13 protein-coding genes and 1 other annotated feature are annotated in these 12,087 nt (G+C 39.4%); all 13 genes read left to right on the plus strand.

Annotated elements, in window-relative coordinates; all coding sequences use genetic code 11:
* The first annotated feature begins 33 nt into the window (after positions 1-33).
* Positions 34-816, plus strand: a complete 783-nt coding sequence (gene sigG / locus IHV10_RS05425; protein ID WP_066240567.1) for an RNA polymerase sporulation sigma factor SigG — start codon at positions 34-36, stop codon at positions 814-816.
* Between the two features lie 93 nt (positions 817-909).
* On the plus strand, positions 910-1,194 hold the full coding sequence (locus tag IHV10_RS05430) for a YlmC/YmxH family sporulation protein (protein WP_066289211.1): 285 nt from the start codon (positions 910-912) through the stop codon (positions 1,192-1,194).
* A gap of 73 nt (positions 1,195-1,267) precedes the next feature.
* Positions 1,268-2,089, plus strand: coding sequence for a peptidoglycan editing factor PgeF (gene pgeF, locus IHV10_RS05435; protein WP_197127659.1), 822 nt, complete (start codon positions 1,268-1,270; stop codon positions 2,087-2,089).
* 7 nt (positions 2,090-2,096) lie between these two features.
* A complete protein-coding gene (locus IHV10_RS05440) occupies positions 2,097-2,777 on the plus strand; it encodes a YggS family pyridoxal phosphate-dependent enzyme (RefSeq protein WP_197127660.1) in 681 nt (226 codons plus the stop codon).
* A 12-nt stretch (positions 2,778-2,789) separates the two neighbouring features.
* Positions 2,790-3,212, plus strand: a complete 423-nt coding sequence (locus tag IHV10_RS05445) for a cell division protein SepF (protein WP_144700902.1) — start codon at positions 2,790-2,792, stop codon at positions 3,210-3,212.
* Between the two features lie 25 nt (positions 3,213-3,237).
* Entirely contained in the window at positions 3,238-3,513 is a 276-nt protein-coding gene (locus IHV10_RS05450; RefSeq protein ID WP_231618205.1) for a YggT family protein, read from the plus strand.
* An 8-nt stretch (positions 3,514-3,521) separates the two neighbouring features.
* Positions 3,522-4,295, plus strand: coding sequence for an RNA-binding protein (locus IHV10_RS05455; protein ID WP_197127661.1), 774 nt, complete (start codon positions 3,522-3,524; stop codon positions 4,293-4,295).
* 76 nt (positions 4,296-4,371) lie between these two features.
* A complete protein-coding gene (locus tag IHV10_RS05460) occupies positions 4,372-4,875 on the plus strand; it encodes a DivIVA domain-containing protein (protein ID WP_197127662.1) in 504 nt (167 codons plus the stop codon).
* Between the two features lie 45 nt (positions 4,876-4,920).
* Positions 4,921-5,147: a binding site (T-box leader), on the plus strand.
* A 93-nt stretch (positions 5,148-5,240) separates the two neighbouring features.
* Entirely contained in the window at positions 5,241-8,003 is a 2,763-nt protein-coding gene (ileS, locus tag IHV10_RS05465; RefSeq protein WP_197128215.1) for an isoleucine--tRNA ligase, read from the plus strand.
* A gap of 354 nt (positions 8,004-8,357) precedes the next feature.
* The gene (gene lspA, locus IHV10_RS05470; RefSeq protein WP_197127663.1) at positions 8,358-8,828 is read left to right on the plus strand and encodes a signal peptidase II; all 471 of its coding nucleotides are present in this window, start codon (positions 8,358-8,360) and stop codon (positions 8,826-8,828) included.
* The gene (locus IHV10_RS05475; RefSeq protein WP_197127664.1) at positions 8,815-9,729 is read left to right on the plus strand and encodes an RluA family pseudouridine synthase; all 915 of its coding nucleotides are present in this window, start codon (positions 8,815-8,817) and stop codon (positions 9,727-9,729) included. Before lspA ends, IHV10_RS05475 begins: the two co-directional genes overlap by 14 nt.
* A 190-nt stretch (positions 9,730-9,919) precedes the next feature.
* On the plus strand, positions 9,920-10,462 hold the full coding sequence (gene pyrR, locus IHV10_RS05480) for a bifunctional pyr operon transcriptional regulator/uracil phosphoribosyltransferase PyrR (protein ID WP_197127665.1): 543 nt from the start codon (positions 9,920-9,922) through the stop codon (positions 10,460-10,462).
* A 178-nt stretch (positions 10,463-10,640) separates the two neighbouring features.
* Positions 10,641-11,960, plus strand: coding sequence for a solute carrier family 23 protein (locus IHV10_RS05485; RefSeq protein WP_197127666.1), 1,320 nt, complete (start codon positions 10,641-10,643; stop codon positions 11,958-11,960).
* The last annotated feature ends 127 nt before the right edge of the window (positions 11,961-12,087 follow it).

Genomic DNA, 12,087 nt, shown 5'->3' on the forward strand with positions numbered 1-12,087 from the left:
TTTGAAATTAGCTCCCGGCAGGAGGGAAAAGACTTGACAAGAAATAAAGTTGAGATTTGCGGAGTTGACACATCAAAGCTTCCTGTTTTAAAAAATCCAGAGATGCGAATTCTTTTTGATAAGATGCATAAAGGTGATCCTGATGCACGCGAAACTTTGGTTAACGGAAACCTCAGACTTGTTCTGAGTGTCATTCAAAGGTTCAACAACCGCGGAGAACATGTAGATGATTTATTTCAAGTAGGTTGTATAGGGCTGATGAAGTCCATAGACAATTTTGATCTAGGTCAGAATGTTAAGTTTTCTACCTATGCAGTTCCGATGATCATTGGTGAGATTCGCCGGTATCTTCGAGACAATAACCCGATACGAGTTTCTAGAAGCTTAAGGGATATCGCATACAAAGCACTGCAAGTTCGAGATCAGCTTATGAACAAACTATCTCGGGAGCCAACAGCACAACAGATTGCAGAAGCTTTAGATGTACCGAAAGAAGAAGTGGTCTTTGCACTTGATGCCATCCAAGATCCAGTGTCATTATTCGAACCCATCTACAATGATGGTGGCGACCCGATCTTTGTTATGGATCAAATCAGCGATGATAAAGCAAAGGACATGCAGTGGATTGAAGAAATTGCATTAAAAGAAGGAATGCGCCGTTTGAACGATCGAGAGAAAATGATCTTAACGATGCGTTTCTTTCAAGGGAAAACGCAAATGGAAGTAGCGGATGAGATCGGTATATCACAGGCACAAGTGTCAAGGCTTGAAAAAGCAGCCATCTCTCAAATGAATAAAAATATCCAAAGCAGTTAAAACCCGTTTTTTTACGGGTTTTTTATTTTTGGACAAAAAACATGAAACAGCTTTGTCCTTCATATACTGTTGTAAGAGAGGCGGGGATTGCAGATGAATAAAATATCAGATTTTCAAGTGAAAGATGTTGTTAACGTAGCAAACGGGAAAAAGCTCGGTCACATAGCTGATCTTGAAATCAATTTAAATACTGGAAAGATAGATGCGATCATCATCCCTGGTGCAGGAAAAATGCTTGGTTTTTTTGCAAGAGAAAATGACATCGTGATACCTTGGAGAAATATAGTTAAGATCGGCGCAGATGTTATTCTTGTAAGACATATGGAAGCAAGTGAATTAAATGAATATGTTAAAGAACCGTTTGATCAATTGAAATAAACGGTTCTTTTTTCTTTCTTATCTAAAAATGTGGTAAAATAAAGATAAAACTTTCCAGGAGGAATACATACATATGAACACATTTGAACGATCTGGAAAGCATCTTGCAATACAGAGTTGGCAGAAGTTGAATTCTAAACTTTTTTCGGGTTTCACAACGCGCGAAGGCGGGAATAGTACAATGGCCTTTCATTCTATGAACATGGGTTTTCATGTAAATGATGATCCAGATAAGGTCCGAAAAAACCGCAAATTATTTTCAGAAGACATCGGGTTTCCCGTTGAAAATTGGATAGGATCTAAACAAGTTCATGCTGAAAATATTGTAAAGGTATCTAAAGAAGACAGAGGATCAGGTTCCCTAGATTTTGATACAGCAATACCTGATACAGATGGATTATATACATCAGATGAAAATATTCTTTTAACGTCTCTTTATGCGGACTGTGTTCCTCTCTATTTTTATGCGCCGAATGATAATTTAATCGGACTTGCTCATGCAGGATGGAAAGGAACGGTTGCAAAAATTGGACCAGCCATGATCAACATTTGGCAAGAAAAAGAGAGCGTTGACGTTAAGTCAATTTTGGCCGCGATTGGTCCTTCAATAGGGCATTGCTGTTATGAGGTAGATGATAGAGTAATAAATGAAGTAAAAGTAGCTTTAGATGGAGATACTGTAGACACTGTTTATAAAAAAAATGCAGCTGGCAACTATCAATTAAACTTGAAGAAACTGAATGAAATCCTTCTCTTAAGAGCTGGAGTACTGCCTGAAAATATTATCGTTTCAGATCAATGTACGAGCTGTCAAAATGATGTCTTCTTTTCGCATCGTAAAGACAAGGGCAAGACGGGAAGAATGATGAGTTATATAGGCAGGAAAGGGGATTAATCAAGAATTGGGTATCAAAGAAAACAAAGAACATATCTTTAATGAAATTCAAAGAGCATGCCAGAAAAAAAACAGGTCTTCAAAGGGCGTTAATTTAATCGCAGTGACGAAATATGTGAGTAATGAGACAACAAAAGACGCTGTTTTAGCAGGTATTGAACATATTGGTGAAAACAGGATAGAAGGATTGTTATCCAAAAAAGAATTTCTGAAAGATCTACCTGTTAAATGGCACTTTATCGGAACTTTACAAACAAGAAAAGTAAAAGATGTTATCGAGCATGTGGACTATATTCATTCATTAGACCGTTTGAGTTTAGCGAGTGAGATTCAAAAACGAGCAGACAGAACCGTTTCTTGCTTTGTACAAGTTAATGTAGCGGAAGAAGATTCCAAACAAGGTTTACCAGTAAAAGATGTAGTGGCTTTTGTCGATAAATTAAAAGACTACGATCGTATTCAGGTTGTCGGGCTTATGACTATGGCACCTTTTACTGATGATGAAACCTTAATCAGAAACGTGTTCTCAACATTAAAGCAACTTCAATTGGAGATACAAAACCTAAAATTGGTTCATGCTCCTTGTACAGAGCTATCTATGGGAATGTCTAACGATTTTTCGATTGCTGTTGAAGAAGGTGCAACATTTATTAGAATTGGGACGAGTTTAGTAGGAAAAGAATTCTAGGAGGTGGAACAGATGGGAATCAAAACAAAATTCAAGCGCTTTTTTGATCTAGAAGATGATTATGAGTATGAAGATGATTATGAGGAAGAAGCAATGCCTGAAGAAGAAGAAATCACACCTTCTCATACGAAAAAAGGTAAACCGAACGTAGTCAGTCTTCAAAGTATTCAACAACAAGTAAAGGTTGTACTCGTAGAACCTCGTGTATATGCGGAAGCACAAGATATCGCAGATCAATTAAAAAATCGACGAGCTGTTGTTATGAATTTGCAAAGAATTCCGCATGATCAAGCAAAAAGAATCGTAGACTTTTTATCAGGGACTGTTTATGCAATCGGTGGTGACATTCAAAAGTTAGGACCGAATACATTTTTATGTACTCCTGAAAATGTTGACGTTTCTGGAACGATTTCAGAAATGATGGAAGAAGATTAAATCAGGCAGGTGAAAATTATTGAATATGATCTATGCAGTTGAAGACGTAGTACTAACTCTTATTCAAATCTACTATTACATGATTATCGGGTACATACTATTATCTTGGTTTCCGAACGCTCGTGAGTCATCCATCGGTCAAGTGATCGCAAGACTCGTTGAACCGTATCTAGCTCCTTTCCGAAAGATTATTCCACCTCTTGGCATGATTGACCTTTCGCCGATCGTAGCTCTAATGGCACTGCACTTTGCTCGTTTTGGAGTAGCTGCGATTGCAGATATGATTGCTCGTTCAATATAGGTCTTATAATGAGCATCTATCAGCATTACAGACCAGAAGAGCATGAATTTGTGGATCGTGTTTTAAACTGGAAGTCTGAGGTGTTGGAAAGGTATAGTCCAAGGCTGACTGACTTTCTTGATCCACGAGAACAAGAAATCGTAAAAACAATCGTTGGAAACGATACAGAAGTACGCCTCTCGTTATGGGGAGGCTCTTCTTTTTCTGAACGGAAAAGAGCATTGATCTATCCTGATTACTTTGAAGTTCAAAACGATGATTTTCAATTAGTCTGCTACGACATTCAATATCCCGCTAAATTCTCCACCATCGAACATAGAGATGTTTTAGGGGCTTTGATGAACATCGGCGTTAAACGAGGGAAGTATGGTGATATTTTAATTTCAGGAGATCGTGTTCAGTTCATATGTGCGACAGAGATCGCTGGTTTTATCGAGTTAAACTTAACGAAAGTCGGAAAGACAGGTATTAAGTTACATACGATCCAAGAAAACGAATTGACAGAAGTAAGGACTGAATATAACGAAAAGAGCGGGACTGTGTCCTCTCTAAGACTAGATGTTATTGTCGCCGAAGTGTACAACCTATCTCGCGCAAAAGCATCTCCCTTGATTCAACAAGGACGGGTTAAATTAAATCATAAGATCGTCGACCATGTTTCAACTGAAATGATGGAAGGTGATGAGCTATCTGTAAGAGGATTCGGCAGGAGTAAGCTCATCGCGATTGAGGGAACAACAAAGAAAGAAAAGTGGCGTATTCGTTACGGACTATTAAAATAATTTCCTTAAATAGAAGGAATGACAGAAAATTTGTCGAAATTAGGTAAAAAATAATGCATCTATGGAGGTGGCCGTTGTGCCTTTAACACCACTGGATATTCATAACAAGGAATTCACAAGAGGTTTCAGAGGTTATAGTGAAGATGAAGTGAATGACTTTTTAGATCAAGTCATCAAAGATTATGAAACAGTGATCCGAGAAAAGAAAGAACTAGAGGAAACGGTAGAGAACCTTGAAGAAAAGATCTCATATTTTAAAAACATTGAGGAAACTCTAAATAAGTCGATTCTGATTGCTCAGGAAACTGGCGAAGAAGTTAAGCGCACAGCAACGAAAGAAGCTCGCTTAATTGTAAAAGAAGCAGAAAAAAATGCCGATAGAATCATTAACGAATCGTTATCTAAATCTCGTAAGATTTCAATGGAAATCGATGAATTGAAGAAGCAGTCTTCCGTTTACCGAACGCGCTTCAAAATGTTGATTGAAGCACAACTTGAAATGTTAAAGAATGATGATTGGGATTCTTTAAATGCACCTGATAATCTTGAAGGCTATGAACTTCAAGAAGTAAAGTCGTAAGCTTGACATTACTTTGAAATATCGCATATACTTTTCTAAGATTAATATGTGACGAAGACGGGGACAGTAAATTACTTTTATCTATTCAAGCGATCTAGGAAATGGTGCGAGCCTAGTATAGAGATGTATTCGAAGATCACCCCTGAGTTCCTGGACTGAAAAAAAGCAGTAAGTTCAGGCGCTTCATCCACGCTACGGATGACTAAGCGGGTTTCGTGTTATGTCATGAACCTATTAGGGTGGTACCGCGGGATAACCTTCTCGTCCCTACTGTGAAAATGCAGTAGGGACGAGAAGGTTTTTTTGTTTTAACACGGTACTTTTGGTCATCTGTCACGTTTTATCGTAATGAAGGAGGAAAGATGATGAATTATAAAGACACGTTATTAATGCCGAAAACAGAGTTTCCGATGCGAGGAAATCTGCCTCAAAGAGAACCTGTCGTTCAAGACAAATGGAAAGAACTAGACATCTACAAATTGGTGTTAGAAAATACAAAGGACTTACCTCCGTTTATTCTGCATGACGGACCACCCTATGCAAACGGTGATATCCACATCGGGCACGCAGAGAATAAAATTCTAAAAGATATCATCGTGCGCTTTAAATCAATGACAGGACACTATGCTCCTTATGTTCCCGGTTGGGATACTCACGGGTTACCGATTGAAACTGCACTAACGAAAAGCGGTAAAGTAAAACGCAAAGAACTAACTGTTGCAGAGTTCCGTAAGCTTTGTGAAGAGTATGCGCTTAAACAAGTCGATCATCAGCGTGAGCAGTTTAAACGTCTAGGTGTTCGTGGTGATTGGGAAAACCCATATATCACGTTAGATAAAGGGTACGAAGCTCGACAGATCGAAGTATTTGGTGAAATGGCCAAAAGAGATTTAATCTACAAAGGTCTAAAACCAGTATATTGGTCTCCTTCATCTGAATCTGCATTAGCAGAAGCAGAGATTGAGTACCAAGATAAACGATCAGCTTCTATCTATGTAGCGTTTGATGTGAAAGATGGAAAAGGTGTTCTTGATGCAGATGAGAAACTTGTAATCTGGACTACGACGCCATGGACGATTCCAGCGAACTTAGGAATCTCAGTTCATCCAGAATTAGATTATGTTTCCGTTCAAACTGAAAATGGAAAGTATGTTGTTGCTGAAGCACTATTAGAATCACTAACGAAAGAATTTGAGTGGGACCAAGCCGAAGTAGTGAAACGCTTTAAAGGTGCTGACATTGAGCATGCAGTAGCTAGTCATCCTTTATATGACCGTGATTCATTAGTCATGCTGGGCGACCATGTAACAACGGATGCAGGTACTGGGTGTGTTCATACAGCTCCTGGTCATGGTGAAGATGACTTTTTAGTAGGTAAAAAATACGGTCTAGAAGTATTGTGTCCAGTTGATGACAGAGGTGTTATGACGAAAGAAGCACCTGGATTTGAAGGTATGTTCTATGATGAAGCGAATAAGCCGATTACTGAACAATTACAAGAAAAAGGTGCTCTTCTAAAGCTTTCATTCATCACACACTCTTATCCACATGATTGGAGAACGAAAAAACCGGTAATCTTCCGTGCAACGGCTCAATGGTTTGCTTCGATCAAAGGAATCCGCGAAGATATGCTTTCTGCGATTAAAGAAGTAAATTGGGTTCCGAATTGGGGCGAAACACGTTTACACAACATGATCAAAGATCGTGAAGACTGGTGTATTTCTCGTCAAAGAGCTTGGGGTGTTCCAATTCCAGTCTTTTACGGTGAGGATGGTGAAGCAATCCTTACAGAAGAAACGATTAGTCACGTAGTAGAATTGTTTAGAGAGAATGGATCAAACATTTGGTTTGAAAGAGAAGCAAAAGATCTCCTTCCGGAAGGATTTACTTCACCTCATAGCCCGAATGGCCGTTTCTCAAAAGAGACGGATATCATGGACGTTTGGTTTGATTCAGGTACATCTCACTGGGGTGTTCTTGAAGAGAGAGAAAATTTAGTAAGACCTGCTGATCTTTACCTTGAGGGATCTGACCAATATCGTGGATGGTTTAATTCTTCACTTTCTACATCTGTTGCAATCACTGGTAAATCTCCTTACAAAGCAGTCTTAAGCCATGGTTTCGTTCTCGATGGAGAAGGACGTAAGATGAGTAAGTCAATTGGTAATACACTAGATCCGATCAAGGTGATGAAGCAGCTAGGTGCAGATATCATCCGTTTATGGGTATCTTCTGTCGATTATCAATCAGACGTACGTGTATCAGACGATATTTTAAAACAAGTTGCTGAAGTATACCGTAAAATCAGAAATACACTTCGTTTCTTGTTAGGTAACCTGCATGGTTTTGATCCGAATAAGCACTCTGTGAAGTTTGAAGATATGCCAGATCTAGAAAAATACATGATGGTAAAACTTGATAAAGTAGTAGCTAAAGTGAAAAAAGCTTACGAGGACTATCAATTTATCACGGTATATAATACGATTCATAACTTCTGTACAATTGAGTTAAGTTCATTCTATTTAGATATGGCAAAAGATACTCTATACATCCAAGCAGAGGACGATCATAAACGCCGCAGCATTCAAACTGTGCTTTATCAATCATTAATGGCACTTACTAAGCTATCTGCTCCTGTTCTTTCTCACACGGCTGATGAAGTATGGGAATACATTCCAGGTGTTGATGAAGTAAGTGTTCAATTAACTACAATGCCAGAAGTGCAGAACTACCAAGGTACAGAAAAGCTTGAAAAAGACTGGGATGTATTCATGGATGTTCGTGACGAGGTATTAAAAGCACTTGAAGAAGCAAGAAGCCAAAAAACAATTGGTAAATCACTAACGGCTTCAATCAAACTTTATCCGACCGAAGCTTTAAAACCATGGTTAGAATCAGTAGAAGATTTAAATAAACTCTTTATTGTTTCTAAAGCTGAAGTAGGGGGAGTGAAATCAGAAGCTCCTGAATCTGCAGGAGTATATGAGCATGTTGCTGTTTCAGTTAGCTCTGCAGAAGGTGAAACATGTGAACGCTGCTGGGTTGTTTCTGAAGATGTTGGGAAGAACGAGAGCCATCCAACCCTTTGTGCAAGCTGCGCAGAAATCGTTGAAAAGCACTACGCTTAATTGTTTTCGTATTCATTGTTGTTCTTTGAAAGTGGTTGATTTCCGTTTCAGATGCTCGCTTTCCGCGGGGCAGGCGGTGAGCCACATTCGTACGTTTCACGTATAAGTGTCTCACTTGCCTACCTGTCCCGCAGGAGTCTCGCATGTTCCACTCCAATCAACTTGTCAGAGAAGTGAATAAACTAACTGCATTCCACTGTTTAGAAAGTATGAATTTAAAAAATCCCGCATTTTGCGGGATTTTTGTTTGTTATGGTGTACTTCAATGATGTTAGACACAAATTAAATTGTAGAACGTCCGATGGCTGTGCTACAATTCATAAAGACATTAATTTCTGTATCGGAGGAGTTCTATTGTTTTATTATCTTGTAGCTTTGTTCATCTTGGTAAGCGACCAAGTGACAAAGTGGCTAATCGTAAAGAATATGGAATTAGGGCAATCTATTCCTGTTATTGATCAAGTATTCTACATAACCTCTCACCGAAACAGGGGAGCAGCTTTTGGTATCCTCCAAGATCAGCGATACTTTTTTATCATTATTACCGTTATTGTTGTAGGTGCAGTAGTTTATTACCTACAAAAACACGCACATGATACACTCCTTAAAACGGCGCTTGCTCTCGTATTAGGGGGAGCTATTGGTAATTTTATCGATCGTTTGCTTCGCGGAGAAGTTGTTGATTTTCTGAATGTTTACATCGGCAGCTATGACTTCCCGATTTTTAATGTGGCTGACTCAGCACTCGTAGTAGGTGTTGGTTTGATTTTTATTCAAAGTTTTATGGAAAGCAAAAAGAAGGAGCCAGAAAATGAACAAATTTGAATATACGGTAACTCCTGAACAAGCAGGAAACCGTATTGATAAAGTTTTGTCTGATGTACAGGATGATTGGTCACGTTCACAGATTCAAAACTGGATCAAAGATAAGATCGTATTGTTAGAAGGAAAACCCGTAAAGTCTAATTATAAATGTGCCGCTGGTGATGTGATCGAGATTGAAATCCCAGAACCAGAAGTACTAGATGTTGTTCCAGAAGAGTTGAATCTGGATATCGTGTATGAAGATTCTGATGTGCTTGTTGTAAATAAGCCTCGTGGGATGGTCGTACACCCTGCACCTGGCCATTACAGTGGAACACTAGTCAACGGACTTATGGCACATTGTAAAGACCTATCTGGAATCAATGGTGTACTTCGTCCTGGTATCGTGCACCGGATAGATAAAGATACATCTGGTCTATTGATGGTGGCAAAGAACGATAAGGCTCATGAATCACTTGTTGATCAGCTTAAAGCAAAAACAACAACACGTGTTTATAAAGCGATCGTTCATGGAGTGATGCCACATGACCAAGGTACGATCGATGCACCGATCGGAAGAGATAAAAGTGATCGTCAAAAAATGACAGTAACAGATGAAAACAGCAGAGATGCTGTTACACACTTTAACGTGATTAAACGTTTTACAAAGTACACATTTGTAGAGTGTCAGTTAGAAACAGGACGTACGCACCAGATTCGAGTTCATATGAAATATATTGGATTCCCATTAGCAGGAGATCCAAAGTACGGTCCCTCAAAGACTTTGCAAATTGAAGGTCAAGCGCTTCATGCACAAACTCTAGGATTTGATCACCCAACAACAGGTGAATATATGGAGTTTGAGCGTGAAATACCGGCTGATATGGTTGAACTATTAGATCTATTAGAGAAAAGAAGTTGACAAACGTTTAAGGGTTTGTCATAATCAATATAACTTAAATAGTCCTTTAACTTTAGTCCCGTGAGGCTGAGAAGGAAACGTTATTCATGAGAATTTTTGTACAGAATTTCTCTATCCTCTCGTCATGTGACGGGAGGATTTTTTTTGGAATTAACGGTTAAAGGCAACAAGATTTAAAGGAGGGTTTGTTATGTCAAAGACAGTATTAATGGATGACCAAGCAATCAGAAGAGCACTTACTCGAATCGCGCATGAGATTATCGAGCGTAATAAGGGAGTTAAAGACATCGTATTAGCTGGCATAAAGACCCGTGGTGAATTTCTTGCAAAGCGTCTTGCTGAACGCATCGAACAGATCGAAGGAAATGCTGTTTCAGTAGGTGTCATTGATATCACATTGTACCGAGATGATCTTAAGATCAAAACGGACAATTCTGAACCTGAAGTAAAAGGAACGGATATTCCGGTTGAAGTGACAGACAAAAAGATAATCTTAGTAGATGATGTTCTTTATACTGGTAGAACTGTAAGAGCGGGAATGGATGCCATCATGGATCTAGGACGAGCTTCTAATATACAGCTTGCGGTCCTCATTGACAGAGGACATAGAGAGCTTCCGATTCGAGCAGATTATGTTGGAAAGAATGTTCCAACATCGAGTGAAGAAATTATCTCCGCGTCTTTAATAGAAGTAGATGGATTTGATGAAGTATCTATTTCAACAACTAAATAAGTCCCTTTAAATTCAGTCCAGAGAGGCTGGCAAGGGAGGTATCAATCAAGTGACACGACTCGTGTACACTTGTGCCTCCGCGGCCTCTTTTGCAAAATGCAGAAGAGGTTTTTTTATTGCAAGTGTAACCCATACACCTTTGCAAAAATAAGTGTTACGAAACAGGAGGTCAATAGTTATGGAAAACCAGACAAAAGCGATTTTAGATGTACATGATAAACCATCACCCGTTCAGTGGTTAACGTTAAGCCTGCAGCACTTGTTCGCAATGTTCGGCGCAACAGTGCTAGTACCATTCTTAGTAGGTCTTCATCCAGGTGTAGCCCTCGTATCAAGTGGACTTGCAACGTTAGCTTATCTCTTAGTAACAAGAGGACAAATTCCTGCTTATCTCGGATCAAGTTTTGCTTTTATCACACCGATTTTAACGGTAAAAGCTTTTGGAGGACCAGAAGCAGCCATGCTAGGAAGCTTTTTAGCGGGTTTGGTTTACGGAGTGGTAGCTCTTTTGATCAAAGGGTTCGGTTTTAAGTGGCTGATGAGAGTGTTGCCACCTGTAGTAGTCGGTCCGGTTATCATCGTGATCGGTTTAGGATTAGCAAACGTAGCAGTAGGTATGGCGATGAACGATCCGGCAACAGAAAAATATAGCTTGATGCACTTTACGGTAGCTTTATTTACTCTCGCAGTAACAATCGTTTGCTCGATATTCTTTAGAGGAATTTTAGGAATCATCCCGATTCTGATTGGAATCATTGCTGGCTTTACCTTTGCATACTTCAGAGGAATCGTAGATTTTACGAAAGTAGCAGAAGCAAAATGGATACAGGCACCGGATTTCTTCGTACCTTTTGTAAACTATACACCTGACTTTACTTGGAGCATCGCAATGATCATGATGCCGGTTGCCGCGGTAACGATCGCAGAACATATCGGACATCAGCTCGTGCTTTCAAAAGTAGTCGGACGAAACTTTATTGAAAAGCCAGGCCTTCATCGCTCGATCTTAGGCGATGGTATGGGGGTTATCATCGGATCTTTAATCGGAGGACCTCCCGTAACAACGTATGGTGAAAATATAGGGGTGTTAGCGATCACTCGCGTATACTCGGTCTTCGTGATCGGAGGAGCAGCAGTAACAGCGATTCTGTTCGGATTCTCTGGAAAAGTAACAGCACTGATCAGTACGATCCCAACTGCTGTTATGGGAGGAGTTTCAATCCTATTATTCGGAATCATCGCTTCATCAGGTTTACGAATGTTAGTAGACAACAATATCGATTTTGGAAACAAAAGAAACTTGATCATCTCATCCGTTATTTTAGTAACAGGTATTGGTGGAGCAGCATTAAAGATTAATGCAAACTTTGAAATTGCCGGGATGGCATTAGCAACTCTTATCGGTATCGTTTTAAACCAAGTGCTCCCTGGACGAGAGAATGACAAAGATCTGATTAACAAAATGTTCAAAACAAACGATAACGACACAGCTGCATAAAACGCCTTTTAAATAAGTACGAGAGACTTAAAAGGGTGACGACAAGAGAGGAACCATTTTCTTCTTCTGTTAAGAGCACCCTGAAAACTTTTTCAGGGTGCTATTTTTATGTCAAAAGGAGAGATTA

It is taken from the genome of Fictibacillus sp. 5RED26, assembly GCF_015903895.1.
Taxonomy (GTDB): domain Bacteria; phylum Bacillota; class Bacilli; order Bacillales; family Fictibacillaceae; genus Fictibacillus; species Fictibacillus phosphorivorans.

Coding starts and splice junctions, on each gene's coding strand:
- IHV10_RS05430 (WP_066289211.1), top strand. CDS start 910: ATGAATAAAATATCAGATTTTCAAGTGAAAGATGTTGTTAACGTAGCA.
- IHV10_RS05475 (WP_197127664.1), top strand. CDS start 8,815: ATGAACAAATTTGAATATACGGTAACTCCTGAACAAGCAGGAAACCGT.
- pgeF (WP_197127659.1), top strand. CDS start 1,268: ATGAACACATTTGAACGATCTGGAAAGCATCTTGCAATACAGAGTTGG.
- IHV10_RS05450 (WP_231618205.1), top strand. CDS start 3,238: ATGATCTATGCAGTTGAAGACGTAGTACTAACTCTTATTCAAATCTAC.
- ileS (WP_197128215.1), top strand. CDS start 5,241: ATGAATTATAAAGACACGTTATTAATGCCGAAAACAGAGTTTCCGATG.
- IHV10_RS05455 (WP_197127661.1), top strand. CDS start 3,522: ATGAGCATCTATCAGCATTACAGACCAGAAGAGCATGAATTTGTGGAT.
- IHV10_RS05485 (WP_197127666.1), top strand. CDS start 10,641: ATGGAAAACCAGACAAAAGCGATTTTAGATGTACATGATAAACCATCA.
- pyrR (WP_197127665.1), top strand. CDS start 9,920: ATGTCAAAGACAGTATTAATGGATGACCAAGCAATCAGAAGAGCACTT.
- IHV10_RS05445 (WP_144700902.1), top strand. CDS start 2,790: ATGGGAATCAAAACAAAATTCAAGCGCTTTTTTGATCTAGAAGATGAT.